Source organism: Clostridium sp. CAG:221, assembly GCA_000435835.1.
In the GTDB taxonomy this organism is placed as follows: domain Bacteria; phylum Bacillota; class Clostridia; order Clostridiales; family Clostridiaceae; genus Clostridium.
In genome coordinates, this window is record FR883417.1 from 1 (window position 1) to 26,624 (window position 26,624).

Below are 26,624 nucleotides of genomic sequence, written 5' to 3' on the forward strand. Positions count from 1 at the left end.
TACACAAATTTATCGATAGTCTCCCAGATGTTTTTGTAATGTGTGATTATGCTAAAACTTTAGGGGAAAGCTTTATATCAACTCCTAAAATTGTTTTTGAAGTTGTATCTGAAGAGTATTCTGATAATGATTATTTTATAAAAGCTAGAATATATCAAAAGTTTGGAGTATTAGAGTACAATATAGTTGAACCTAGTGGATCTATAACTCAGTATAGATTAATTAATGGACATTATGGAACTCCAAAGGTATTTGAAGGTAATGATGTTTATACTAGCGTTGTATTTAATGATTTAAAAATTAATCTTAAGGATATTTTTATTTAAATACCTCCAGGGTAGAGCCGTTTATTGGGTATACCCTGGAGGTATTTATTTAAAGTGAACAAATTATTTTATTTAATTCTGATTTATTGATAATAATGTTATATTATTTAGTCTAGGTTTTTATACTACATAAAATTACAAAGCATAATATATTTAAAAATATTTTAAAAAATATTATAATATTACTATAATATTTTTTTTTAAATGATTTACGAGGAGTGCTAAATAATGAAACATTTATTTACAGAAAAAGTTGTACCAATAGAATCGGATAACAAAGCCATAAAAATAGACTATGACAAATGTATAAAATGTGGTCTATGTAAGCGTGTATGCGAGAGAGAAATAGGAGTTGCAAACTTTTTTGATTTAGAAAAAACTAATGATATAGCAATATGTATAAACTGTGCACAATGTGCTCAAGCATGTCCAGTAGGAGCTATAACTCAAGTGGAAGATATAGATAGAGTAAAAGAAGCTGTAGAAGATAAAGACAAAATAGTAATATTTAATACGGCACCAGCAGTTCGTGTTGCTTTAGGTGAAGAATTTAAAATGGATGCAGGTTCATATGTGGAAGATAAAATGGTACATGCTCTTAGACAACTAGGAGGAGACTATGTATTTGACGTTACTTTTGGAGCTGATATGACTATAATGGAAGAAGCAAATGAGCTTGTAAAAAGAATAGTTGAAAAGAATGAAAATATACCACAATTTACAAGTTGTTGTCCAGGCTGGGTTACATTTGTAGAAACTTTCTATCCTGAGTTATTAAATAACTTATCCACTGCTAAGAGTCCAATTTCTATGCAAGGAGTAACTATTAAAACATATTTTGCTAAAAAAGCAAATATTGATCCAAGCAAGATTGTAAATGTAACAATAACGCCATGTACAGCTAAAAAGTTTGAAATAGATAGACCAGAAATGAATGATTCAGCTAAATTTAATGACATAGAAGGTTTAAGAGATAACGATATTATAATAACTACTAAAGAGTTAGCTAAATGGATTAAAGAAGAAGGAATAGACTTTGAAAATTTAGAAGGTTCTAAGTTTGATAATATGTTAGGCTTAGGTAGTGGTGCTGGAGTTATATTTGGTAATAGTGGTGGTGTTACAGAAGCTGCTGTTAGAACTGCATATCATTCAATAACAGGTGAAGATCCAACTACAGAGCTTTTAAACTTTGAGCCAGTAAGAGGATTAGATGGAGTAAAAGAAGCTTCTATAACTATAGGAGAGGTTAATTTAAAATTAGCAGTAGTACAAGGAACTGCTAATGCAAGAACATTAATTGAAAAAATAAAAAATAATGAAGTTAATTATGACTTTATTGAAGTAATGGCTTGTAAAGGTGGTTGCATAGGTGGTGGAGGCCAACCTAAAACTACAAAGGTAATAAACGATAAAATAAGACTTAGCCGTATAGAAGGGTTATATAATAAAGACCAAAAGTTAAAGATAAAATGTAGTTACCAAAATCCAGATATTATAGCAGTATATAATGAATTCTATAAAGAACCATTATCACATTTAGCACATGAACTTTTACATACAACATATAGTTCAAAAAAACATATGCTAGGTCTTGATAACAACGAAGAAATATCTTCAGATGAAATTATATAATTTATAAAACATAATATTTTTTTAGTAAGCTGTCTTAAATTTACATAAATTTAGGACAGCCTATTTATAATAAAATATTGAGAGTTTTATAGTTTTTAAATATGGTAAATTATCAAAAATATATTTAAGTAAAGCCAAGTTTATTTATAAATAAAGAGGTGGTAAAAGTGGATATTAAAGCTATAATACAAAAGCTATATGATACTAATGATGCATCAAGAGAAGAATTATTATATCTATTAGATAATATAGATGATCATAGTAAAAAATTTCTTATAGAAAAAGCTTATGAAACAAGATATAAATATTTCAAAAATACAGTATTCGTTAGAGGGTTAATAGAAATTAGTAGCTACTGTAAAAAAGATTGTTTATACTGCGGACTTAGAAGAAGCAACAAAAATGCTGAAAGATATAGATTAGATATAGATGATATATTAGAGTGTGCTAAAAGAGGCGATGAGCTAGGGTATAAAACTATAGTTTTACAAGGTGGAGAAGATGCTTTCTATACAGATGAAAAAATGGTTGAAATTATAAAAGCTATTAAAAAAGAACTGCCAAACAATGCATTAACTTTATCCATTGGAGAAAGAAGTTATGATTCTTATAAAAAGCTATATGAAGCTGGAGCAGATAGATTTTTACTTAGACATGAAAGTGCAACTAAAAGTCTTTATGAATCTATCCATAATACTGAATCATTTGAAGAGAGAAGACGTTGTTTAAGGAATCTAAAGGAGATAGGATTCCAAGCAGGAGCAGGATTTATGGTAGGACTACCTAATCAAACCAATGAAGATTTGGTAAATGATTTAAGATTTGTAAAAGAATTAGAACCTGCTATGTGTGGTATAGGTCCATTTATTCCTCATAAAGATACACCTCTTAGAGACTGCAGTGCAGGTACTACAGAAAAGACTATAATTTTACTTGCAATAACAAGACTATTATTACCAAAGGTTCTATTACCTGCAACTACAGCACTGGCAAGTATTGATAGTAATGGAAGAAATGAAGGTCTAAGAGCTGGAGCAAATGTTATAATGCCAAACTTATCACCAATGGCAGTTAGAAAAAAATACTCTTTATATAATAATAAAGCATTTATATTAGATGAAGATGCAGAGTATAGAAATACTATAGAGGAAAAGCTAAAGGAAGCAGGTTTTGAATTAGTTGTTTCAAGAGGAGACAATCCAGACTTTGTATAGTTTTTAAATTTTAAACAACAGGATAAGAGTTTATGGAGTAAACTATGGCCAGATAAACAAAGTGAATTTTATATAAAAGGAGGAAAATTATGTTTATAAATCATGATTTTATATATAAAATATTAGAAGAAACAAAAAATCCAAGTAATGAAGAAATTAAAGAAGTTTTAGAAAAAGCTAAAAAAAGAGATGGATTATCATATAAGGATATAGCTATATTACTTCAAGCTGAAGATGAAAATCATTTAGAAGAAATATATAAATTAGCAGGAGAAATAAAAAAAGATATATACGGAAAAAGAGTAGTGGTGTTTGCACCTCTTTATGTTAGTGATTACTGTGTAAATAACTGTGTATATTGTGGTTATAAAAGAGATAATAAGTTTACAAGAAGAAAATTAACTATGGAAGAAGTTGCAGAAGAAGTTAAAATTTTAGAGAAAATGGGACATAAAAGATTAGCACTAGAACTTGGTGAAGATCCGGTAAATGCTCCTATAGATTATGCACTAGAATGTTTGGACACAATATATAAAACTCAAAATGAAAATGGAGAAATAAGAAGAGTTAATGTAAATATAGCTGCTACCACTGTAGAAAACTATAAAAAATTAAATGAAAAGGGAATAGGTACATATATCTTATTCCAAGAAACTTATCATCAAGATTTTTACAATAAGATGCATCCGAAATCTTTAAAAGGAGATTATGAATATCATTTAACTGCTTTTGATAGAGCTATGGAAGCTGGAATAGATGATGTAGGAGCAGGTGTATTATTTGGACTTGCTGATCCTAGATTTGAAGTATTAGGTCTTATGATGCATAATGCGCATTTAGAAGAAAAGTATGGAGTAGGCTTCCACACTATATCAGTGCCAAGACTTCAACCTGCTAAGGGAGTTACGCTTGAAAACTACCCATATTTACTAGATGATAAGATGTTTAAGAAAGTAGTTGCAATACTAAGAATTGCAGTGCCTTTTACTGGACTTATTCTTTCAACTAGAGAAACACCAGAAATGAGAAGAGAGTTACTTAAGTATGGTGTAAGTCAAATATCTGCAGGTTCATCTACAGGTGTTGGTGGGTATAAACAAAGAGAAGAAGGAAATGAAGTAAAACAATTTAAAACCAATGATGAAAGAAGTCCAATAGAAATATTAAAAGAGTTACTAGAAGATGGATATATACCAAGCTATTGTACAGCTTGTTATAGAAAAGGAAGAACTGGAGATAGATTTATGTCTCTTGCAAAATCAGGAAACATAAAGTATGTTTGTGAGCCTAATGCAATTATGACTCTTCTTGAATTTACTTTAGATTATGGAGATAAAGAGTTATATGATAAAGCTCAAGAAATAATAAATGCGGAAGTTGAAAATATTCCAAGAGAAGATATAAGGAATTTAACTAAGGCAAATTTAGAAAAAATGAAAAAAGGTGAAAGAGATTTTTATTTATAGGAGGTTAATATGAATACTACTCCAAATTCAAATAGAAAACATATAGGGATATATGGCAACACAAATAGTGGAAAATCATCCCTTATGAACACTATTTTAGGTCAAGATATATCACTTGTATCTAGTGTAGAAGGAACTACCACTGACCCAGTTCAAAAAGCTATGGAACTTATTCCATTTGGTCCAGTTTTATTAATTGATACAGCAGGCCTTGAAGATAAAAGTGAGCTTGGAGCAACTATTTAGTTGTTAAAAATATATACAAAGATGTTTAGTTATGAACAAATGTGTTTAATATATTTTTAATATAAAAAGCTCCCCATGTTTATAAAGAGCATGGAGTGATAGGAAATACCTATCCAAAACTACTTGAATTGCTGGAAGTTCCTAAAGCTAACTAAACCACAACGTAAACATGAAATAAGGTTAAGCGTGAAGGTTACGAAAGTAGAAAAAATTAGTTAGATGGCATAAGGTTAAATCCTAAGTGCTTATACAATGGATAATCAGCAGGTAAGCCTCGAATAGAGGAAACTTCAACGACTATTCCGTAAAGGAAGTACATCTAAGTGGATGGAAGTGGGTAGCACCTTTTAAAAAGGTGGTGATATAGTCTGTGCTTATGTGAAAGCATAAGAAGTTCATAAGAGAACTGGTATGGAGTAACGAACCATATTGAACATGCTAAAAATATATACATTTAAGTATGTTTTTAGCACCAGCTATAAGAATTAAGAAAAGTTATGAATTTTTAAAAAGATTAGATTTTGCTTTATATGTAGTTGATGCAGGAAATGCTGACTTAGATACTTATAAAACTTGGAAAAGGGAAGCAGCTAGATATAATGTAAATCATGTTGTAGTTATAAATAAAATAGATACTGTAAGTAAAGAAGAAATAGATAAATTAGTTAAAAACTTTAAAGAATATGTTCTTGTATCTTCTAAGGATAAAGTTGGAATTGATGATCTTAAAAGTAAAATAATAAAGCATCTAGAAGATGGTGAAGAGGAAAAGCCTCTTGTTGGTGACTTATTAGAATATGGTTCAAAGGTAGTTTTAGTAGTTCCAATTGATAGTGAGGCACCAAAAGGAAGAATAATTCTTCCACAAGTACAAGTTATAAGAGATTGTTTAGATCATGGTATAAAAACTTATGTTGTAAGAGATACTGAACTTAAAGAAGCTATTGGAGAGTTAAAGGATATAGATTTAGTTATAACTGATTCACAAGCTTTTAAAGAAGTTGATAGTATAATACCTAAAGATTTAAAACTTACTAGTTTTTCAATATTATTTGCTAGACAAAAAGGTGAGTTAGATGAGTTTTTAAAAGGAACAAAGAAACTTGATACTTTAAAGCCAAATGATAAGATATTAATTTGTGAAAGCTGCTCACACAATGTATCACATGAGGATATAGGTAGGGTTAAGATACCTAATATGTTAAGAAAAATAGCAGGTGGAGATTTAAATATTGAATATATGGTTGGTTATGATTTCAAGGAAAATGTTGAAGACTATGATTTAATAATTCACTGTGGTGCATGTATGGTAAATAGAAAAAGTGTACTAAATAAAATAAGTGCATGTAAAGAAAAAAATGTACCTATAACTAATTATGGAATGGTTATAGCTTATTTTACAAAAATATTAGATAGATCAGTTGAGATTTTTAAATAATTTATAAAAAGCATTAAAGTATAAAGTATAAAGTTTTAAATAAAAGGAGCTATCTCAAAATAGAGATTAGCTTCTTTTTTTTTGTACCATAATAATAAGATATATAGAAATTAATATATATTTTATTAGGGGTGAGAATATTGATATATAGGTCTGGAAAAGTTGGATATTACAAATCTTATGAATATGCAAAAAGAATATTAAGTAAAATGAAAAAAATAACTGCATTTAAAGCATTTAGTAATAAAAACCATGATTATTATGAGGTAATAGATAATACTAAAAATTATTATAATTTGATTTTGTTTGATGAAGATTCAAATCAGTATTGGTTTGATACTAATTGTGGATATAAAGGAATGGGCAGTGTTTATAGTGAGAAGATTTTAAGGTTAGTAGGTATTAGAGAAGATTATAATATAGCTTTTGAAAAAGAAATATATAAGTTTAATTTATGTCCAATTAATCAGTTGAATCTTTTAATTGTTGAAATTGATTTATTAAATGATATTGAAAAGTATTTTATAAAGTCTTTAATACGCTTAGATTTTGAAAATCCATATTTAAGATATAAGGCTTTAGATAGTTTGCAAATATTTGGTGCTATAAAGTCCATTAATAATGCTATAGGTGGAGATTTATATATAAAGTATTTTGATAATTATGCACCTGAAGAAAATGTTTTCGGAAAATCGGGTATTAATAATATATTATTTTTGGATAGTTATTTAGATAAAGATGTTAAGTCAAATATAAGTAATAATATAAAGAACTTATTACTAGAAAAAAATAATATGTTTATAAAAGAAATTGAAAAAACAGAATATGGAATATATACTTTAGGTTATAGATTTAATCTTAATGTGCCAAATTCTCTCATCTTCTAAAGTGGGAGATAAATTTCATTTATATCAAATTTAGATATAAAGTTTGCTTTTAATGAAATAGATAAGCTTATAAAATAATAGAAAAAATAGTAGTTTTCCAATTGATATATGGAACTACTATTTTTTATTAGATAATCTCTTTACCAGATGTTGAGTATGAAAAAACTTTAATAGTTCCACTTACTAAAAAATAGATATTCTGAACATTGAACAGACTCCTATCAAATAGACAGACTAAATAAGATAATAGTTAACGCGATCAAATTATTGGTCGCGTTTATTTATGCTGTTTTCCATTTCTTTAATTCTACGTTAGCCTAATAAGCGGCTATCCTTTTATTTTATGTAGTAGAATGCTAATAATTCTAAAAAGTTAATAAGGAATTAAGGGCTGCATTTATTTTTAATATAGGTATTCTTTATAAAGCTATAGTTGTGATATATAATAATAAAAAAGTTATTTTATAAAGAGGAAAAGAAAGAAGGGGTAATGTGGAATTTAGAAAAACAAATATTAATGATTTACCAGAAGTAATGAAAATAATTAGGGAAGCACAATCATATTTTAAAGAACAAGGAATAGATCAGTGGCAAAATAATTATCCTAATGAAGAAGTTATAAAGAATGATATAAAAAATAATCATAGCTATGTATTGGTTAAGGATGGTAAAATAGCTGCCACCACTGTTGCTTCTTTTAATGGAGAAAAGACATATGATAATATTTATGAAGGTAAGTGGCTTTCAGAAGATAAATATATAGTAATACATAGAGTGGCAGTAGCTTCAGATTTAAAAGGCATAGGATTAGCAACAGAGCTAATGAAAAATGTTGAGAAATTGGTACTCCAAAATAATGTGTATAGTATAAAGGGCGATACTCATGAGGATAATAAATCTATGCAAAGGATGTTTGAGAAAAATGGCTTTGTGAAATGTGGAGTAATTTATTTAGAAGATAAAAATAAAAGAATAGCATTTGAAAAGAGACTATAAACTATAAGTTTTATGGTATCTTTTTATATGATAAAATGGTGAAAAATTATGAATTTTAATTAGATTTTAATGAGAATCTTAATAAACCTTAATAAATTTTAAAGCAGTTTTTTAATATATTACCCTCATAATTAATTCAAGAATTTAGTTATGGGGGTTTTACTATGAAAGATAACTTTTTTATTCAATATATCACTCATCCGAGAACTGTAGGAGCAATATTACCAAGTTCCAAAAGATTAGCATGTAAAATGATTGATAATATTAATTTTGCAGATTGTAAGTGCATCGTTGAATTTGGTCCAGGAACAGGTATTTTTACTAAGGAAATATTAAAGAAGAGAAATGAAAATACGATATTTTTCTTAATTGAATATAATAAAGAGTTTTATAATATACTAGTAAGCAAATATGGTCAGCTGAAAAATGTACATATAATAAATGACTCAGCAGAAAATATTACTTATTATATTAAGGAGTATGCTATTGAGAGTGTAGATTATATTGTATCAGGACTACCATTTGCTAGTTTACCAAAGCATATGTCAGAAAAAATTTTAGCAGAAAGTAAAAAGGTGTTAGGAAATAAGGGAGAATTTATAACTTTCCAATATACTCAATTTAAAGTGCCATTAATAAATAATTACTTTAAGAATCTTCATTCTAAAAGGGAGTTATTAAACATTCCACCAGCATATGTTTTTAGATGTACAAATAGATAGTAGGGAGTAAATTTAGATGAAAAAATATATTCTAATAGTAGATGATGATGAAAATATAAGAAATTTATTAAGTATATATTTAGAAAATGAAGGGTTTAACACTATTAAGGCTGAAAATGCTAAAGAAGCACTGGAAATTTTAGCAGAAAAAGAAATAGAACTAATCCTTTTAGATATAATGATGCCACAGATAGATGGTATTGATGCTTGTATGAGAATAAGAAAAGATAAAAATATGCCCATAATCATGATATCCGCCAAGTCAGAAGATATGGATAAGATTCATGGGTTGACAGCAGGAGCAGATGATTATATTACTAAGCCCTTTAATCCCTTAGAGCTTATAGCGAGAGTTAAGGCGCAGCTTAGAAGATATGATAAGTACAATATAGGAAATAATAATTCAAAAGTTGTTATAGAAATTGGTGATTTAACTATTAATACGGATACAAGACAGGTTTGGGTTGACGAAAAAGAAGTAAGATTAACACCAAAGGAATTTGATATTTTAGAACTGCTGGCAAGAAATAAAGGGATTGTTTTAAGTATTAGAAAGATTTATGAAGAAGTTTGGAAAGAAGAATTCTTTAAAGCCGATAATACTGTAACCGTGCATATAACCAATTTAAGAGAAAAAATAGAAGCAGATTCCAAAGCTCCTGTATATATCAAGACTATATGGGGAGCTGGTTATAAGATATGATAAAGTTTAAGGGCATTGGCATAAATTTAATTTTAGGTGTACTTATGGGTATACTCTTTGCAACAATGATTATGGTTGAAGGATATGTTATTCTAGCTTCAAGGGAAATGGCTAATGGATTAGTATATGAAATTGCAGCAAAAGATTTATCCATCTTTAAAATTATTGCCGTGCTAGTTTTCATGGTTACCATCATTCTTTTTAATACAAGAAAAATCAAAAGTATGAATTTAAATAAGATTGGCATATATTTAATCCTCTCAGTTATTGGAGCCTTAATTGCAGCTATTGAGTTTATTGCCTTAGGGATGACATGTGTTGTTAAGTTTATGCCGGATGTTACTAGTTATGTAACAGAAAATTATTTATTGGCCATGAATATGATTTATATAGTTGTCTTGCTAGGTATTGCTGTATTTTTATTGGTATTTACGCTCTTTGTTAATAAGAAAGTAAAATATATAAAGTTTTTAAGCAGTGAAGTAAAAGTCATCAAGGATGAAGACTTTGGTAAAACCATTGAAGTAAGAGGGCAAGATGAATTAGCAGAACTTTGCAGCAGTATAAATAATATGTCTTTAGAATTACGTGAAAAAATAGATAATGAAAAAAAGATAGAACAAAATAAAAATGAACTAATTACAAATGTATCACATGATTTAAGGACACCTTTAACATCTATTTTAGGTTATGTGGATCTTTTAAAGCAAAATGGCTTTGAGGACAAAGAAAAGTTTGTAGAGTATATCAGCATTATTGATGAAAGGTCAAAGAGTTTAAATACTTTAATTAATGAGCTTTTTGAATACACTAAGCTTAATAGTCATGATATAAAATTAAATTATAACACAGTGGAAATTGGTTCATTAGTAGAGCAGTTGAGTGGAGAATATTCTCTTATCTTTAAGAAAGAAGGATTAGAGCTAATAAGTGAGATACCAGAAGAAGATATCTTTGTTGATATTGATATACAAATGATAGTAAGAGCTTTAGAAAATCTTTTAATTAATGCTAAGAAGTATAGTGTGAGAAATTCTCAGGTTTTGGTAAAGCTTTTACAAGAAAGTAATGATATAGTTATTTCAGTAGAAAATAAGGTGGAAAATATATCACAAGATGATTTAGATAATCTTTTTGAAAGATTTTATAAAGTTGATAAGGCGCGAAAAACGGGAGATAGCACAGGTCTTGGCTTATCTATCGTGAAGAGAGTAGTGGAACTTCATAAGGGCCTTGTAAAAGCGGAACTTATAAATGGCGTAATAAAATTTAAAATAATTCTTCTAGTCCAGAATTAAAGAGCCCATGGGATTTTAAAAATACCATGGGATTTTTCATAGAAAAAGATTATTATTTTTATGCTGTTTTAGTAACTTTATTCCAAATAAGGAATGAATAATAAGATATAAAAACAATAATTAAAGTGTTAAAGACATAAAAAATTGAAGAAGACACAATGGAATGGTTTAAAAGATAATAAAAAATATGTCACAGAATTTTAAAGATAACATAATATAGTACTATACTAAGAAGATAAAAGGGTGGTATTTATGAATAACTGTGAAAATAGGGATAAATGTTTAAAATATGCTCAAGCATATATAATACCTCAAAAATTTGAAAATTTATATTCTTTAAAAGATGCCCTTTATAAGGGAACAATATTTAAAGATTTATATAGACCTTACAAAGAAGATAATAGTGTGAATAAATGTAGATAGGTTTTAAGGAGGCGTAGATATGAATTCATATTCTTTAATGAATAATATACGAATGTTACAATTTGCAGCTATTGAATTAAATCTTTATCTTGATAATTTTCCAGAAAATAAAGAAGCAACAAAAAAATATAAAGAAATTTCCCCAAAATTAGATGAGTTAATTAATGATTATGAAGTTAAATATGGACCTATTAGAAATTTTGGAGATGCGTATGTTGAAGATCCAATTGCTTGGACTGAATCACCATGGCCATGGGAAAAACAAAGGTAAAGGAGAGGTAAATTATGTGGTATTATGTTAAGACTTTAGAATATCCAATAAATTTGAGATGTAATGATTTAAGAATGGCAAAATATTTGATGTCTCAATATGGTGGACCTGATGGAGAGTTAAGTGCAGCTCTTAGATATTTAAATCAAAGATATACAATGCCAACTGGTAAATCAAGAGCATTATTAACAGATATAGGAACAGAAGAAATGGCTCATGTGGAGATGATTGCCACTATGATTTATCAATTGATGGAAAATGCATCTGTAGAAGATATTAAGAGAGCAGGGCTTGCTGGACATTATACCGATCATGGAAAGGCGTTATATTATACTGATGCGCAAGGAAATCCTTGGACAGCTACTTATATACAGGCTAAAGGTGAAGTGATAGCTGATTTACATGAAGATATGGCAGCAGAGCAAAAAGCAAGAGCTACTTATGAGTGGCTTATAAATTTAACAGATGATCAAGATATTAAGGAAATTTTACGTTTCTTAAGGCAAAGAGAAGTGGTTCACTTTCAAAGATTTGGCGAAGCATTAATGGATGTTCAAGATAATTGTAAGGATAAATATGATAAAAAACATGGAGTATGGCGATAATTTATAATAATTAAAAAGATTAGCAGACTAATTAACATTATATATTAATTAGTCTGCTTTTTACTTATATATAAATGTCTGATAGTTCAATTTTTACATTTTCACTAAGGTTATCATATGAGGCATCTTCAGTTTCTATATTTGATGTTTCTGTTAAAGGTAATTCTATTAAAAAGATAGTTCCCTTATTAAGATCTGATTTAACAGATATTTTACCATTGTGCAATAATACAAATGATTTTACGATAGATAGACCAATACCGCTACCTTCATTTTTTCTAGAAAAACTAGTATCAAGCTGAGTAAATTTATCAAAAATTTTATTAAGGTTTTCTTTAGCAATGCCTATACCATTATCTGCTACGGAGATATATAAGCAATCTTCAAAATTTAAAGTTACTCTTATTTCACCATTAGGCTTAGAAAATTTAATAGCATTTGACAATAGATTTAACATTATTCTTTCAAGTTTATCTGCATCAACTTTTAGTATTACATCTTCCTTATTGGTATCGAAAATTAAATTTAAATTTTTAGACTCTGCATAAGGTACTACTGAAGCTACTAACATTTCTATGAGATTTACTACATTAACAGCTGATAGGTTTAGTTTTGTATCATCCAATTCATGTTTTTGTACATCAATGAGATTATTTATTAGCCTTAATAATCTTTTACAATTATCATCAATAATAGCTAGAGTGTTTTTATTTTTAGAATAAGAAGGAGACTCTTTAGTATTATAATTTATTAATTGTATAGCTGACATAATTACATTGATAGGTGTTTTAAGTTCATGGCTAATATTAGAAATAAAATGAGTTTTTATCTTACTAGCTTCTTCAGCATTATGCATGGCATTTAAAATTGCTTTTTCATATCTTTTTTTATAAACAATATACCAGAGTAAAACAAGTATCATACTTAGAAGGCCAATTAATAATAAGAGTGAAGCAATTAATATATTTTTATATTCCTTAATTAACTTTTTAGGATGATTAATTATAACAGAACCTTCAGGAAGATCGGAAGTTTTTATATTAAATTTCTTTAAGGCCTTATAATCGAAAAAGTATTGATTAGCTTCATCATCAGCAATAAACAATTCCTTGGTATCATAACCATTTAAAAGATTAAGTGCTATAGAGCCGGCTTTTTGGCCTTGAATAAAATGATTGATTACCTTTCCACCAATACTTCCTTGTCCTACATCATAATTTAAAATGCTATAAATAGGAGATGCTACGCAGCTTTCAGCAATTGTTTTATTGATTGTATTTCTATCAAAAGTATCAATATCCTTGAATTTATTTATATAAAGTTGTATTACAGCATTATTGCTAGAAAGATTTGATAAGATAGACTGTACTTCTGATAGAGTTTTATCTTCCGTTAAAATCCATTGAAAATTAATATCTGGATAATCAGCAACTATTTCTTCACAAGTTAGAATTCCATATGTATCAATAAATGTGATAGTATCTACGTTAGGATGAAGAGTTTTGATTAGTTCAATATTAGCTCTAATAGATTCAACTTCAGATACGCCTGAAACAAGTTCACATTCTAAAGCACGGTTTAATCTATCAAAATCTTGTACACCTAAGAATGAAATAGGAATATCCTTAAATAAATCATCTCTATACTTAATACAAAATTCTGTGGCATCATCATCTCCTGCAATTACAGCATCGATTTTATCGTAATTTTCCAGTGAGTATTTTAGTAAATTATAAAAAGTTTCTTCATTTTCAGTACTATCAAAAGTTTTTGAGTTCATATATTCGATCATTATATGAGCGTTGTTATTTAATTCCTTTTTTAAGCCGTTTAATTGATCTTCAATACTTATAAAATTAGGATCAAAAGAACTAATAAAAAGGATTTCTAATTTTTTTTCTTCGTTATTTAAAGCAAAAACAGAAGTTGTTTGAATTAGAAGAAAATTATTTATAAATACTATTAGGAAAATAATTGTTTGAAATTTTCTCATGGTTTTCTCCTAGTAAATATTAAAAGTTACAAAAATGATTATAACAAATAAAAAAATGAAAAAATGCAAATATTTGTCGATGGATATAAATTAATTTGGAAATAATAAAAAAATTAATGATATGTTTCCATATCATTAACTTTTTAGTTTTCTAAAGGACAGTGGAGTTTTTCCATGAACTTTTTTAAACATTTTTATGAAGTTACCACTGTGGTTATAGCCTATTTTTTTGGCAATTTCATCGATACTTAATTCAGTGGTGGAAAGCAAGTTTTCTGCCAAGGCCATTTTAAGAGAAGTTGTATATTGGTTAATGGACATATGATATCGTGCTGAAAAACCTGCCTTTAGTTTTTGTTCATTTAAAAATACCATTTTACTTAATGCATTAATGGTAGGTGGATTGCAAAATTCTTTGCTTAAAATATCATGGGCTTTTTGAATTGCATTAACATCGGAAGAAGTTAAAGTAACAGTGCGATTTTTTCCTATTTTTATATCACCATAATTTAATTGATTAGTAAAGACATTTTCAGGTGATGATTGTATTTCTGCTCCAATTAAAGCAATACATTCTAAAATCTTGCTTTCTAGATATAGAGAAGTAAGCTGTCCTTTTTCACCACGACTTCTTAGATTTTGAATAATGGCAGTCACTTCAATAGGTAGATAGTTATAGGTGAAATTGGTGATAAAACCATGAAAATCTAAGGCTTTTGGAAAATTTGATAAAATAACTTCATCAAAATATTTTTTATAAATAGTTATTTCTGCACCATGAAAATGCTGTCCTTTTTTCCAGGATTGCTTTCCTTTTAAATCTTTTTCATTAACAAAAAATGATGAAGGAGTAAAGGAGGAAATGGGGTTATTTTCAATTTCAAATTGTGTTTCACCACTATAAACGGTACCAAATCTTATAAGTTCTTCACTATGTTCAAAGTAAAGAGAAAAATCAGTTGGAATAGTATAATCACCAATGCCAAAATCATAATATCCATTTCGGCTATATTTAATGAAATAGCCAAGAACTTTTTGCTTTTTGTTGGTATATAATATGTAATTTTCTTTTGGATAAGCTGAAAAAGTCATTTTTTTTAAAACTTTGTTTTGAAAATCTTTTGTACTTTTAGCAATCATTAATTAATCTCACTTTCTTTAGATATAATCATTTCTTTTCTTTAGTTTTGGTAATAATAAATTTAAAGTAATATTTATTATAACAAAAATATTGTTTAAATAGATGATAAAATTATCAAATTAGGTGCATAACTTGAAATGATAATCATTCTCATATACAATTTGAATATAGCAAAAAGCAGGAAAACAAAAGAAATGTACATGGAGGTAAGAATAAATGAAAAGAAATTTATTAAAAACATTAGCAGTGGCTTGTGTAACAAGTGTAATGCTTATGGGATGTGGAAATACAGGAAGCGCAGAAGATAATTCTTCTAAAGGTAATACAATTACAGTTACAGATGTAAGAGGAAATGTTGAAATACCAGCAGATCCACAAAGAATAGTTGATTTAAGTGGGAATAGTGATATTTTATCAATTTTAGGATATGACGTTATAGGAACAGCAAATAGTGATGCATATGATTACACTAAGTTCCCATCATACTTAGAAGATACATTAGCAGGAGCTGAAATCTTAGGATACAGCATGCAAGATACTATGGATATAGAAGCAGTTATGAACTTAAATCCAGATTTAATTGTAATATCAACAGTTCAAGAGAAAATGTATGATCAATTAAGTGAAATAGCTCCAACAGTTATGATTCAATTAGAAGCTTTAAACTGGAAAGATGATGTAAGAAGCTTAGCAAAAGTATTTGATAAAGAAGAGGTTGCCAATGAATGGTTAGCTAATTATGAAGCAAAGGCTAAAGCAGCAGGAGATGCTATAAAAGCTGAATATGGAGAAGATACAACTTATCTTTCATTCTTAGCAAGTGGTGGACAATTCTTCGTATTTGATGGTGCAGGTTTTGGTGATGTATTATACAACGATATGCAATTAGCTAAACCAGCAGGAATGCCAGAACAAACAGATATAAGTCTTCCAGTTGTAACTTATGAAGGATTAGCATCAATAGAAGCAGATTACATATTTGCAATAGCTACAGATGAAGATTTAGCTCAAATGGAATCAAATGCAATTTGGAACAACTTACCAGCAGTTAAAGAAGGTCATGTAAAGGTGTTACCTGCATCACCATACTTTAACCAAGGATACAGCCCAATTGGAAGAGAAATTTTAGTAGATGAAATAGGTGACATGTTAAATGAAACAAAGTAGTAAGCGTTTATCAATATTTTTGATTTGCAGTTTGTTACTTTTAGTAGTAGGACTGGTTCTAGCCGTAAGGTTAGGATCCGTCCATATTGCTTTTTCAGACATTTTTAACAGTATTTTTAATTATAGTGAAACTTTAGAACTTATGCTTGTTAGAGATGTTCGTATTCCAAGAGCACTTTCTGTTTTAATGACAGGAGGAATACTAGGAGTAACAGGTGCAATGATTCAAGGTGTTACAAGAAACCCTATAGCAGAACCATCTATACTTGGTGTAAGTCAAGGGGCAACTTTAGTAATAGCTATTTTTTATGCAGCAGGAATAGGAATAACAACAAAAAATGTAATGATTGCTTCATTTATAGGAGCACTTATAACTGGTCTTATAGTTTTAGGCTTTATATCTAAAAAAGCAAATAATAATTCCATTGCAAAAATCCTTTTAGCAGGAACAGCCATGAGTACATTCTTCGTATCCTTAACAACAGTAATAGGACTTTTAACAAATCAATCTCAAATGATAGGTTTCTGGGTTTCAGGAGGATTTAGAAATGCAACTTGGGCAGATTTTAAACTTGTATTTATTGTAGGAATTATAGGTCTTATAATTACAATGATATTATCACCAAAGATAAATATTTTAAATCTTGGAGATGATGTGGCCATTGGTCTTGGTGAAAGTCCAGAAAAAATAAGATTTATTACACTTATTGTTATGATACCTATGATTGCAGCAGCTGTTGCAGTAGGAAAGAACATAGCATTTGTAGGGCTTATTATCCCTCAAGTAGTAAGAAAGATTTTAGGTGAAGATTATAGAAAAAATATTCCTTGTTCATTTTTACTTGGAGCAGTGCTTTTAACTTATGCTGATATTGCAGCAAGAATGTTATTTAATCCATATGAAACTCCTATTGGAGTATTTACAGCAATTATAGGAATACCATTCTTTATTTCAGTGGCTAGAAAGGAGAGAGGATAATGAAGAAAAATAAATTTAAAATAGTGTTAGTGATTTTAATGGCTTTATTAATAATCTCCTTTGGAGTGTCCCTATGTTGGGGTACATATAAGGTTACACCTTTAGAAGTTATAAATACTTTACTTGGAAATGGAAGTAAACTTCAAAATACAGCAATATTAAGTATAAGATTACCAAGGCTTTTAGTGGGAGCATTTGTTGCCATTGCATTATCAACAGCAGGAGCAATACTTCAAACCATCACTAAAAATGATTTAGCTGATACAGGAATAATAGGTATAAACGCTGGTGCAGCAGTGGCAGCAGTATTATTCATTACATATTCTACAGGAGCTTATTATAGTGAATTAGGACAACTTTCAATATTTGTACTGCCATTTATGGCCATAGTCGGTGCATCAGTTACAGCTATTATAATTTATATGATGTCAACAACTCATGAAGGAATAAGACCTAAAAGGTTATTACTTATAGGAATTGGATTAAATGCAGCACTTAATGCTTTTATAACTTTCTTTACATTTAGAGGTGGAGTAGGAGATTATAACAGAGTATTAATATGGACATCAGGAAGTCTTTGGGGATCAGGATGGAGCTATGTAAAAGTGATTGTTCCAATAGTAGCTGTAATGTTTATATTGGTTTTATTAAACCATAAAAAATTAGATGTTTTAAATCTTTCAGATGAACTTGCCATATCACTGGGATTAAATATAGAAAAAGAAAGAAAAAAATTCTTAAGCTTAGCAGTTGTTTTAGCAGGAACTGCCACAGCTTTTGCAGGAAATATTGGATTTTTAGGACTTATAGCACCACATATTGCAAAGAAATTAGTGGGACCTTATCATAAAAAGTTTATATCAGTATCAGCAATGATAAGTATAGTAATAGTACTTATTGCAGATGCAGTTTCGAGAAATTTATTTTCTCCAATTGAAATTCCAGTGGGAATAACAGTATCAATATTTGGAGTACCATATTTTATTTATTTAATGATGAAGGAGAAATAATTATGGAAGCTATTAGTGTAAAAAACTTAAGTGTAGCATATGAAAATAACACAATAATTGAAGATTTAAGTTTATCCATACCTAAGGGGAAAATAAGTATAATAATTGGAGCTAATGGATGTGGTAAATCAACATTTTTAAAAACATTAGCTAGAATTAATAAACCTAAGGCTGGAGAAATTTTTATAAATAAAAAAGATATTAAAAAGATAAATGAAAAGAATATAGCAAAGGAAGTGGCATTTCTTCCTCAAGGGCCAGTATGCCCAAGTGGACTTACAGTAAGAGAACTTGTGGCCTTTGGTAGATTTCCACATCAAAAGCTTATTGGTGGCTTAAATAGTCATGATAAAGAAGTTATTGACTGGGCAATAAAAGAAACAGGACTAAGTGAATTTGCAGATAGAGAAGTTGAAAATTTATCTGGTGGCCAAAGACAAAGAGCTTGGATAGCAATGACTTTAGCTCAAGAAACAGAAATAATAATGCTAGATGAACCTACAACTTATTTAGATATGTCTTATCAGCTTGAAGTATTAGAAGTTCTTGAAAAGCTAAATAAAGAAAAGAATATTACAGTGGTTATAGTTCTTCATGAGCTTAATAATGCATGTAGATTTGCAGATAACATTATTGGATTTAAAAAGGGAAAAGTTATTTGTGAAGGAAAACCATTAGATGTAATTACTAAAGAAAATTTAAAGAAAATATACGGAATAGAAGCTAATCTTACAATAAGTGAAGATGGCAAGTATCCAATATGTATGGAATACGATCTTTTTAGGGAGGCTTAATGAGAAATAAAAACTTTTTAATAATAGTAATAGGGCAGATAATTTCTCTCTTTGGAAATGCCATACAAAGATTTAGTATGTCATTATACTTATTAGAGTTTACAGGAAGTACAGCTGTATTTTCACAGATATTAGCAATATCAACAATACCTTATATAATTTTTGCACCTATTTCAGGAAAGCTTTCTGATAGTGTAAATAGGAAAAAAATAATGGTATATTTAGATTTCTTTTGTGCAGCACTTATTGGAATATATGCATTTATATTATTAAGAGGAAATGATAGTGCACTTATAGTTGGTACAGTGATGTTTATATTATCAATATGTTACACATTATATGGACCAGCAGTAACATCTTCCATACCTCAAATAGTAGATGAAGAAAATTTAACTTCTGCCAATGGAATAATAAATCAAGTAGGATCAATAGTAAATGTGGTAGGACCTATTTTAGCTGGAATACTTTATGGATTACTTGGAATAAAAGTTATTGTAATAATAAATGCTGTAAGTTTCTTATTATCAGCAATTATGGAAATGTTTTTAGATATTCCAGATGTGGCTAAGAATGATGAAAGTACAGAAAAACTAGTATCAATGGACTTTGTAAAGAAATCTTTTGGGGATATGAAGGATAGCTTTGTATATTTAAAAAAGGAAAAGAAAGTTGTTCTTGCAATTATAGCTTCATATGCCTTTTGTAATATATTCTTAGTACCTATTTTATCAATAGTTGCACCATATTTTATTAATGTATTACTTGAACTTCCATCAGAGATTTATGGAATTGTTGAAGGTGTATGTGTACTAGGTATGATATTAGGAGGCTTCTGGATAAGTATAAAGCCAAAGATGTTCTCAATGAAAAAGGTACATTATACATATTACCCTATGATAGCTGGTGTTATACTAATGTCTATTTTAGGATTTATAAAGATAAATAATTATGCAATGGCAACAATTTTTGCCTTTGGTGGATTATTAATTATGTTATCTTTATCATTATCCAATGTACTTACATTAACATTTATACAAAAACAAGTTCCATCAAATATGCTTGGACGTGTATCAGCATTTTCAGTGGCAGTGGCAACGATAAGCGTTGCGCCGGGGCAATTATTATACGGACAAGTTATTGATATGGGAATACCACTTGGAATAATTCTTATTGTAACAGTGATATTTAATATTGGACTTGTTGTCTTTATTAAGAAGAGGGTAAGTGACACAGTTGTGGAAAGTGAAGAAAAAGCAGCTTAAGATAATGATGAAATATCAGTGATAAATGATGAATTGAGGAATAAACTCATAAGTTTAGAAAACTGTATAATTAAGAATGAAAAATTAAAAATGAATATGCTTAATTAATTGAAAATTGATAATTAAGGATAAAAGTCTTTCAAAGTTTGGAAAGATGAAGAAATAGCTGAAAGTAGATTTAATAAGGGGAAGTGTTGCCCTTATTGTAATCATTACAAAATATCTAAATACGGAAAATACCATGGAAAAATGGCATTAAAATTTTACAATGCAAGGGAAGCAAGGAAGCGTGGAAAAGAAATAAATACAAGAGGTATATCCAAGGAATTTGACTGTGTGTTATGTGGTGTAGATAGATTAGGTAATTTATACACTGGATTAATATATGATGGTAGACCTAAATATACCGATATAAATAGGACTCTATTAAATGTTGTTGAAGAGAATTCTATATTATGTACTGATAAGCATAGGAGCTATATCTCCTTTGCAGCTCAACATAATTTTGAATTACATCAAATTAGAGATGGAAGAAAAACTATGGATATTTACAATATTCAAAGAGTTAATGCCTTTCATAGTAGTTTAAAAAGATGGATAAACAAGTTTAATGGAGTCTCAACAAAATACCTAACTAACTACTTATTCTGGTATAAGTGGAGGCAATTATTTAAAACAGAAATGGAAAGAAATAAGCCTAAAAAATTCTTTATTCATGCTAATTCAACATATTCTATATCTTTAATAAAGGATTTTAAAATCAGAAGACAAATATATATATATAAGGTAAGATATGTTTTATTTTACTGTTTTTTAATGTGCAATTAATATAATGATTGATGAACAATCTAAATGAATTGCGAACTAAAAAAATACCGCATATTTTTTATTTAATAATACGGTATTTTCATTAATTTTATTTTCTTAATATATTAAATTTTATAATAAACTACCTAGAATTTATTTAAAATAATTTAAATTATTCCAAATGAGTTTTTCTGAATTGGATTCTGTATCTCCAAAGTAGTCTATAAAATCTTTGTAATGTTTTGCACCCATTTTTTCATAAATTCTCTTTGCATTATCATTTCCTTTTACAATACAAATACTCATATGTTCATAACCTTTAATATAAGCATAGCTTCCTACTGTATTGATAAGTTTTGTTCCAACACCTTTTCCTCTTGAAGTTTCAGAAACATGCAGTGAATCTAAATATAAGCAATTCTTTAATTCTTTATCTTCCTTACATGCAGAAAAACCTAAAATTTTTTCATTTTCATACGCAACAAAGATCCTATGTTTTTCTTTATTAAGATATTCTTGCCATTTCTTTATTCCTTCATTAACAGTCAATCCATTCAAAAAGTTATCTGGTAACAAACCTACATATGTTTTTTTCCAATTCATAACATATAAACTTGCAATTGGTTCAATATCTTCAGCATTTGCTTCTCTAATATTCACTATATTCACCACCTAAAATTTAATTTATATAAATCAAGTTTAATATTATTATAAATAAATTATAGCACATTTTTTAATACCGTATTATTCAATTTTCAAAGATCATTTAGTTCGCAATATTAAAATATTGCGATTTAAATGGACGTCTATTGGACATCCCTTTATGTTATACTTATTTCCACATTATTTTAAAACAAAGCTAAAAATAATTGAAGCAGGAAAAGTTAATAAAAAAGAAGTAATAGTTGGAGATTGGTATCTTTAATTGTTACTTCTTTTTTGTGAAATTGTAAATTTTGAATGAGGACAAGTGAACCGTACCATAAATAAGTGAGGTTTATAGCTTTGGGCATTGATATAACTTGCCTAAGGCTATTTTTATATGTGTAAATGATATAACGTTAGTAATATGAAATAATAAGTTTAGAGATTGATTTTCTTGATTTTGTTATAATAAAAAGAGCTTAAATAAATGATAATCAAATTTTTAGTATAATATAAATATTAACTTAGTTGTGTAGTTAAGTATATTTATTATTTATATTATGGAGGTATTATTTTTGATAATTGATAAATTAAATGATAAATTAAATTCTAATGATCATCAAAGTACAGCATATATTATTAGTATGTATGTAAAAAAAAATATTGATAAAATATATAAAATGACCATAGAGGATGTTGGAGCACAATGTTTTGTATCGAAAGGTCAAGTGTCAAAGTATGTTAAATCTTTAGGTTTTAACTCTTACGGAGAATTTAAAACAGCATGCTTAGAGTATTGTGATTCTCTTACAAGAAAAAAGGTTTTGTTTTCTAAAGAACTTAGTTTAATTGAAAACAGCTTCTATTTTACAAGTAGTATAGGTAAAATAATTAAATTCGTATCTGAAAATATTGATTATTCTATTCTTAATAATATTATTAAGGATATTAGTAGAAGTAAAAGAATATATATTTACGCACAGGGAGATTCTCGAGCTTTATGCAATTTAATCCAAAGTGAATTTAGCACGTTCTATAAAGAAGTGTTTATATGCGATGTTGATTTTTTAAAAGAATACACATTTAAAGGAAATGATTTACTTATTATATTAAGTGTTAATGGCCAGACGTTTTATTATAATAAAAGAATTATTAGAAAAATAGAAAGTGCTAATATTAATATGTGGTTGATTACTTGTCAGCAGAATATTGATTTTTCTAAGAATAAATTGATTATTCCTTCAAATAATCAGATTTATAATGAATATGCCTTACGTCATATTATTGATATTATTATTTCTGAATTAAGATTGGAGCAAACAAGAAAGTTTCCGTAATGGAAACTTTTTTTACTTATCATATATAAGTATTTTATAATTATTAAAAAAACAAGGAGGATTATAAGATGGGATTTCCAAAGAACTTTTTATGGGGTGGTGCAACTGCTGCTAATCAATGTGAAGGTGGTTACAATGAAGGTGGCAGAGGGCTAGCTAATGTTGATTTAATGCCACTTGGGAAAGATCGTTATAGAGTTGGTACAGGAGAAATTAGAATGTTTGATTTCGATGAAAATTATTTTTATCCAGCACAGAAATCAATAGATATGTATCATAAATATAAAGAAGATATAGCTTTATTTGCACAAATGGGTTTTAAAACATATAGAATGTCAATTGCATGGACAAGGATTTTTCCTAATGGAGATGAAGAAAAACCTAATGAAGAAGGTTTAGCTTTTTATGAAGATATGTTTAAAGAATGTAAAAAATATGATATTGAGCCATTAGTCACAATTAATCATTTTGATTGTCCTATGTATTTAATTAAAAAATACGGTGGATGGAAAAATAGAAAAATGATAGATTTCTACGTTAAATTTGCAAAAGCTTTATTTAGTAAATATAAGGGATTAGTAAAGTATTGGTTAACATTTAATGAAATCAATATGATATTACATTTTCCTTTCGTTGCTGCTGGATTATATTTTGAAAAAGGAGAAAATAAAAAGCAAGTTATGATTACGGCAGTACATCATGAACTTATTGCTAGTGCGTTAGTAACAAAAATAGCTCATGAAATTGATCCTAATAATAAAATCGGATGTATGATGGCAGCAGGTTCATATTATCCGGAAACATGTAAGCCAGAAGATTACTGGAAATCAATTTGCGATAATAGAGAAAGTTATATGTTTATAGATGTTCAATCATGGGGATATTATCCTAACTATGCACTAAAATGGGTAGAGAAGCAAGGGGCTGTTATTCCTTTTGAAAATGGAGATAAAGAAATACTATTAAATAATACTGTTGATTTTATTAGCTTTTCATATTACTCATCTAGAGTAAGTAGTGAAAATCCAGAAAAAGCGAAACAAACGGAAAGCAATATTTTTGCATCTGTTATAAATCCTTATTTAAAAGCAAGTGACTGGGGATGGCAAATTGATCCATTAGGCTTAAGAATAACAATGAATGAGCTATATGATCGTTATAAAAAACCTCTGTTTATTGTAGAAAATGGATTAGGGGCAGCAGATAAAATAGAAAATAACGGTAAGATTATTGATGATTATCGTATTGAGTATCTTAAAGAGCATATTCAGGCTATGAAGGAGGCCATTGATGAAGATGGAGTAGATGTAATGGGATATACATCATGGGGATGTATTGATTTGATTTCAAACGGCACAGGGGAAATGAAAAAAAGATATGGTTTTATTTATGTAGATAGAGATAATGAAGGAAATGGTACATTGAAGAGAATTCCTAAAAAATCATTTTATTGGTATAAAAGAGTTATTGCTACAAATGGTGAGAACTTATCTTTAGAAGGGTTGGATTTATATGAATAGAATTCTTATAATAAAGAAATTCTTAATAGTTATTTTGGGTTCATCTATTATGGGAATTGGAATAGCGCTAGCCTTATCTACTTCATTGGGTGCTGATCCATTAGCATGGGTTTGGGTAGGAACATCAAATACGTTTCATATAAGTATATTGAAATCCAATTTATTAATTGCGATGTTAATGCTTATGCTTCCTTTAATATTTGATCGTTCACAATTAGGTATAGGAACGATTATACAACCAATAATAGTGGGTATTTCTAATGAATTATGTCTTAATATATTACCTAAAAATGAATATAATATGGTTATTCTTTTATTAGGTCTTGTAATTTTAGGAATAGGTGTGGTGTTAGTATAAAGTAGTGGACACATTAAATCGAACTAAGTAAAATGTGTAGGTATTTATACCGGTGCAAATTTGGGGAAAAATAGTTACGATTCGTGTATTTTTTTATTAAATAAGAAAACAAAGATTTCTATTGGATTATTGAGAAGTGTAGGAGATATGATTTTTTGTACTATAGGGTTATTTTTAAATAGGCAATTACTTGTAGGACCAATAATAGCTATTATAATCATCGGACCAGTTATGAATCATACCCTGAAAAGATTAAATATGAAATGAGTTTAAAAAGTTAAATAACAACTCACATATTTCTATATTCTAGATTAGATGCTATGTAAGAATAGATATAAGATATTAGATGGAAAAACATCGCTTACATCTAATATGGGGAACAATACCACAAGTAAATGCCAAAAGAGATTTTAGGATTATAAATTCAATCAATATAAATGGAACACAATACTAATAAAAGAAATAAATATATATGTTTCTTTTTATAAAAATTTGATATAATCTAAATTAGAAAAGCTTAGTGTTGGTAACACTAAGCAATCCTTAGAACATTTATTTTGTTTTAGGGCTATTGGATTTAAACAAATATGTTAACAAAAAGGATGCTACTCTTCGTCGGATGGAGCATCTTTTTCTTTGCTTTTAACTTCAATATCAAGACCAAGAAATTTAATCTTAATTTTTAAATGATGTATAAAAAGATTATGATTTAGAACTAATCTAATATGTAGAATATATACAGAAGAATAAAAGGGAAAAAACCTCATTTAGAAGTGTTACGGAGAACCGTATCACAAGTAAGTGAGGTTTATAGCTTTAGGTATTGGTATAACTTGCCTAAAGCTATTTTTGTAATTGAAAATATACTACCATAAGTAATAATAAAGAGTTAAAAAATATATTTATATTAATTTACACTTGACAAAAGTGGTGAATAGTAATAATATAATAACAAGATTAATTGAATAAAATTAAATTTGAAAAAATTTAAAAAAGGGGAATTATAATGGGTAAATATGAGAAAATGAAATTAGATAATCAGTTATGTTTTTCATTATATGCAGCCTCAAGAGAAGTAATAAAAACTTATAAACCACAGTTAGATAAATATGGACTTACATACACTCAATATATTGCTATGTTAGTTGTATGGGAATATGAAAAGATAACGGTAAAGGAAATGGGGAACAAACTACATTTAGATTCAGGAACTCTTACTCCTGTATTAAAAAAGCTACTGTCGATGGAATTAATAAATAAATATAGAGATAAAAATGATGATAGAGTAGTTATTGTGGAGGTTACTGAAAAAGGAAGAAAAATGAGGGATGAAATTATTGAGGTTCCAGAGAAAATGTATTGTAAGTTTGGCAAGAACATA

At 28.2% G+C, this 26,624-nt stretch carries 26 protein-coding genes and 1 pseudogene; 24 read left to right on the top strand and 3 right to left on the bottom strand.

Going from position 1 to position 26,624, the window contains the following annotated elements:
* The 14 genes from Q5O44_RS11410 to Q5O44_RS11475 all read left to right on the top strand — a co-directional run.
* Positions 1-326 (top strand): Uma2 family endonuclease (locus Q5O44_RS11410; protein ID WP_302637903.1); only part of this gene is annotated, 326 nt, incomplete at its 5' end.
* A gap of 228 nt (positions 327-554) precedes the next feature.
* Entirely contained in the window at positions 555-1,961 is a 1,407-nt protein-coding gene (locus Q5O44_RS11415) for a [FeFe] hydrogenase, group A (protein WP_022168555.1), read from the top strand.
* Between the two features lie 173 nt (positions 1,962-2,134).
* Complete coding sequence (gene hydE, locus Q5O44_RS11420; RefSeq protein ID WP_291663290.1) at positions 2,135-3,175, top strand: [FeFe] hydrogenase H-cluster radical SAM maturase HydE; 1,041 nt, start codon at positions 2,135-2,137, stop codon at positions 3,173-3,175.
* Positions 3,176-3,264: 89 nt separating this feature from the next.
* Complete coding sequence (gene hydG / locus Q5O44_RS11425) at positions 3,265-4,641, top strand: [FeFe] hydrogenase H-cluster radical SAM maturase HydG (protein ID WP_022168557.1); 1,377 nt, start codon at positions 3,265-3,267, stop codon at positions 4,639-4,641.
* Between the two features lie 9 nt (positions 4,642-4,650).
* Positions 4,651-4,887, top strand: coding sequence for a GTPase (locus tag Q5O44_RS11430; protein ID WP_022168558.1), 237 nt, complete (start codon positions 4,651-4,653; stop codon positions 4,885-4,887).
* Positions 4,888-5,347: 460 nt separating this feature from the next.
* Positions 5,348-6,325, top strand: coding sequence for a [FeFe] hydrogenase H-cluster maturation GTPase HydF (gene hydF, locus Q5O44_RS11435; protein ID WP_022168559.1), 978 nt, complete (start codon positions 5,348-5,350; stop codon positions 6,323-6,325).
* A gap of 140 nt (positions 6,326-6,465) precedes the next feature.
* Positions 6,466-7,212 carry a hypothetical protein gene (locus Q5O44_RS11440; protein ID WP_022168560.1) on the top strand — a complete coding sequence of 249 codons (747 nt, stop codon included), beginning with the start codon at positions 6,466-6,468 and terminating at the stop codon, positions 7,210-7,212.
* A gap of 492 nt (positions 7,213-7,704) precedes the next feature.
* Complete coding sequence (locus Q5O44_RS11445; RefSeq protein WP_022168561.1) at positions 7,705-8,208, top strand: GNAT family N-acetyltransferase; 504 nt, start codon at positions 7,705-7,707, stop codon at positions 8,206-8,208.
* 164 nt (positions 8,209-8,372) lie between these two features.
* Positions 8,373-8,930 (top strand): class I SAM-dependent methyltransferase, encoded by a 558-nt coding sequence (locus tag Q5O44_RS11450; protein ID WP_022168562.1) that lies wholly within the window; start codon positions 8,373-8,375, stop codon positions 8,928-8,930.
* Positions 8,931-8,946: 16 nt separating this feature from the next.
* Positions 8,947-9,633: a response regulator transcription factor gene (locus tag Q5O44_RS11455; protein WP_022168563.1), complete on the top strand. Its 687-nt coding sequence runs from the start codon at positions 8,947-8,949 to the stop codon at positions 9,631-9,633.
* A complete protein-coding gene (locus Q5O44_RS11460) occupies positions 9,630-10,931 on the top strand; it encodes a cell wall metabolism sensor histidine kinase WalK (protein ID WP_022168564.1) in 1,302 nt (433 codons plus the stop codon). The genes Q5O44_RS11455 and Q5O44_RS11460 overlap by 4 nt, the downstream gene beginning before the upstream one ends.
* Before the next feature lie 252 nt (positions 10,932-11,183).
* The gene (locus tag Q5O44_RS11465; RefSeq protein ID WP_022168565.1) at positions 11,184-11,354 is read left to right on the top strand and encodes a spore coat associated protein CotJA; all 171 of its coding nucleotides are present in this window, start codon (positions 11,184-11,186) and stop codon (positions 11,352-11,354) included.
* A gap of 19 nt (positions 11,355-11,373) precedes the next feature.
* Positions 11,374-11,625 carry a spore coat protein CotJB gene (locus tag Q5O44_RS11470; RefSeq protein WP_022168566.1) on the top strand — a complete coding sequence of 84 codons (252 nt, stop codon included), beginning with the start codon at positions 11,374-11,376 and terminating at the stop codon, positions 11,623-11,625.
* Positions 11,626-11,639: 14 nt separating this feature from the next.
* Positions 11,640-12,230: a manganese catalase family protein gene (locus tag Q5O44_RS11475; protein WP_022168567.1), complete on the top strand. Its 591-nt coding sequence runs from the start codon at positions 11,640-11,642 to the stop codon at positions 12,228-12,230.
* Positions 12,231-12,294: 64 nt separating this feature from the next.
* Here the strand turns inward: Q5O44_RS11475 and Q5O44_RS11480 are convergent, their stop codons facing one another.
* Together Q5O44_RS11480 and Q5O44_RS11485 are read right to left on the bottom strand one after the other, a co-directional pair.
* Positions 12,295-14,223 carry a sensor histidine kinase gene (locus Q5O44_RS11480; protein WP_022168568.1) on the bottom strand — a complete coding sequence of 643 codons (1,929 nt, stop codon included), beginning with the start codon at positions 14,221-14,223 and terminating at the stop codon, positions 12,295-12,297.
* Positions 14,224-14,358: 135 nt separating this feature from the next.
* Positions 14,359-15,363 carry an AraC family transcriptional regulator gene (locus Q5O44_RS11485; protein ID WP_022168569.1) on the bottom strand — a complete coding sequence of 335 codons (1,005 nt, stop codon included), beginning with the start codon at positions 15,361-15,363 and terminating at the stop codon, positions 14,359-14,361.
* A 217-nt stretch (positions 15,364-15,580) separates the two neighbouring features.
* On the opposite strand from Q5O44_RS11485, the gene Q5O44_RS11490 reads away from it, so the two are divergent.
* The 6 genes and pseudogenes from Q5O44_RS11490 to Q5O44_RS11515 form a co-directional block, all read left to right on the top strand.
* On the top strand, positions 15,581-16,531 hold the full coding sequence (locus tag Q5O44_RS11490; RefSeq protein ID WP_022168570.1) for an ABC transporter substrate-binding protein: 951 nt from the start codon (positions 15,581-15,583) through the stop codon (positions 16,529-16,531).
* The gene (locus tag Q5O44_RS11495; RefSeq protein WP_022168571.1) at positions 16,518-17,510 is read left to right on the top strand and encodes an iron ABC transporter permease; all 993 of its coding nucleotides are present in this window, start codon (positions 16,518-16,520) and stop codon (positions 17,508-17,510) included. The genes Q5O44_RS11490 and Q5O44_RS11495 overlap by 14 nt, the downstream gene beginning before the upstream one ends.
* On the top strand, positions 17,510-18,520 hold the full coding sequence (locus tag Q5O44_RS11500) for an iron ABC transporter permease (protein ID WP_022168572.1): 1,011 nt from the start codon (positions 17,510-17,512) through the stop codon (positions 18,518-18,520). Before Q5O44_RS11495 ends, Q5O44_RS11500 begins: the two co-directional genes overlap by 1 nt.
* A 2-nt stretch (positions 18,521-18,522) precedes the next feature.
* A complete protein-coding gene (locus tag Q5O44_RS11505) occupies positions 18,523-19,314 on the top strand; it encodes an ABC transporter ATP-binding protein (protein ID WP_022168573.1) in 792 nt (263 codons plus the stop codon).
* The gene (locus Q5O44_RS11510; protein WP_022168574.1) at positions 19,314-20,576 is read left to right on the top strand and encodes an MFS transporter; all 1,263 of its coding nucleotides are present in this window, start codon (positions 19,314-19,316) and stop codon (positions 20,574-20,576) included. Before Q5O44_RS11505 ends, Q5O44_RS11510 begins: the two co-directional genes overlap by 1 nt.
* Before the next feature lie 153 nt (positions 20,577-20,729).
* Positions 20,730-21,404: pseudogene (locus Q5O44_RS11515) on the top strand (IS1595 family transposase); the annotation flags it as partial.
* 132 nt (positions 21,405-21,536) lie between these two features.
* Here Q5O44_RS11515 and Q5O44_RS11520 read toward each other — a convergent pair.
* Positions 21,537-22,043: a GNAT family N-acetyltransferase gene (locus Q5O44_RS11520; protein WP_022168576.1), complete on the bottom strand. Its 507-nt coding sequence runs from the start codon at positions 22,041-22,043 to the stop codon at positions 21,537-21,539.
* Between the two features lie 560 nt (positions 22,044-22,603).
* On the opposite strand from Q5O44_RS11520, the gene Q5O44_RS11525 reads away from it, so the two are divergent.
* From Q5O44_RS11525 to Q5O44_RS11540, 4 genes are all read left to right on the top strand, one after another.
* Entirely contained in the window at positions 22,604-23,365 is a 762-nt protein-coding gene (locus Q5O44_RS11525; protein WP_022168578.1) for a MurR/RpiR family transcriptional regulator, read from the top strand.
* A 68-nt stretch (positions 23,366-23,433) separates the two neighbouring features.
* Positions 23,434-24,885, top strand: coding sequence for a 6-phospho-beta-glucosidase (locus Q5O44_RS11530; protein ID WP_022168579.1), 1,452 nt, complete (start codon positions 23,434-23,436; stop codon positions 24,883-24,885).
* Complete coding sequence (locus Q5O44_RS11535; protein WP_022168580.1) at positions 24,878-25,243, top strand: membrane protein; 366 nt, start codon at positions 24,878-24,880, stop codon at positions 25,241-25,243. Before Q5O44_RS11530 ends, Q5O44_RS11535 begins: the two co-directional genes overlap by 8 nt.
* Positions 25,244-26,249: 1,006 nt before the next feature.
* A partial coding sequence (locus tag Q5O44_RS11540) for a MarR family transcriptional regulator (protein ID WP_302637911.1) occupies positions 26,250-26,624 on the top strand: 375 nt, incomplete at its 3' end.

What these genes read in the sequence shown, in the direction of transcription:
- Q5O44_RS11530 (WP_022168579.1), top strand. Translation starts at nt 23,434, where the DNA reads ATGGGATTTCCAAAGAACTTTTTATGGGGTGGTGCAACTGCTGCTAAT.
- Q5O44_RS11475 (WP_022168567.1), top strand. Translation starts at nt 11,640, where the DNA reads ATGTGGTATTATGTTAAGACTTTAGAATATCCAATAAATTTGAGATGT.
- hydF (WP_022168559.1), top strand. Translation starts at nt 5,348, where the DNA reads ATGTTTTTAGCACCAGCTATAAGAATTAAGAAAAGTTATGAATTTTTA.
- Q5O44_RS11480 (WP_022168568.1), bottom strand. Translation starts at nt 14,223, where the DNA reads ATGAGAAAATTTCAAACAATTATTTTCCTAATAGTATTTATAAATAAT.
- Q5O44_RS11465 (WP_022168565.1), top strand. Translation starts at nt 11,184, where the DNA reads ATGAATAACTGTGAAAATAGGGATAAATGTTTAAAATATGCTCAAGCA.
- Q5O44_RS11460 (WP_022168564.1), top strand. Translation starts at nt 9,630, where the DNA reads ATGATAAAGTTTAAGGGCATTGGCATAAATTTAATTTTAGGTGTACTT.
- Q5O44_RS11450 (WP_022168562.1), top strand. Translation starts at nt 8,373, where the DNA reads ATGAAAGATAACTTTTTTATTCAATATATCACTCATCCGAGAACTGTA.
- Q5O44_RS11430 (WP_022168558.1), top strand. Translation starts at nt 4,651, where the DNA reads ATGAATACTACTCCAAATTCAAATAGAAAACATATAGGGATATATGGC.
- Q5O44_RS11455 (WP_022168563.1), top strand. Translation starts at nt 8,947, where the DNA reads ATGAAAAAATATATTCTAATAGTAGATGATGATGAAAATATAAGAAAT.
- hydG (WP_022168557.1), top strand. Translation starts at nt 3,265, where the DNA reads ATGTTTATAAATCATGATTTTATATATAAAATATTAGAAGAAACAAAA.
- Q5O44_RS11495 (WP_022168571.1), top strand. Translation starts at nt 16,518, where the DNA reads ATGAAACAAAGTAGTAAGCGTTTATCAATATTTTTGATTTGCAGTTTG.
- Q5O44_RS11535 (WP_022168580.1), top strand. Translation starts at nt 24,878, where the DNA reads ATGAATAGAATTCTTATAATAAAGAAATTCTTAATAGTTATTTTGGGT.
- Q5O44_RS11485 (WP_022168569.1), bottom strand. Translation starts at nt 15,363, where the DNA reads ATGATTGCTAAAAGTACAAAAGATTTTCAAAACAAAGTTTTAAAAAAA.
- Q5O44_RS11490 (WP_022168570.1), top strand. Translation starts at nt 15,581, where the DNA reads ATGAAAAGAAATTTATTAAAAACATTAGCAGTGGCTTGTGTAACAAGT.
- Q5O44_RS11500 (WP_022168572.1), top strand. Translation starts at nt 17,510, where the DNA reads ATGAAGAAAAATAAATTTAAAATAGTGTTAGTGATTTTAATGGCTTTA.
- Q5O44_RS11470 (WP_022168566.1), top strand. Translation starts at nt 11,374, where the DNA reads ATGAATTCATATTCTTTAATGAATAATATACGAATGTTACAATTTGCA.
- Q5O44_RS11510 (WP_022168574.1), top strand. Translation starts at nt 19,314, where the DNA reads ATGAGAAATAAAAACTTTTTAATAATAGTAATAGGGCAGATAATTTCT.
- Q5O44_RS11415 (WP_022168555.1), top strand. Translation starts at nt 555, where the DNA reads ATGAAACATTTATTTACAGAAAAAGTTGTACCAATAGAATCGGATAAC.
- Q5O44_RS11505 (WP_022168573.1), top strand. Translation starts at nt 18,523, where the DNA reads ATGGAAGCTATTAGTGTAAAAAACTTAAGTGTAGCATATGAAAATAAC.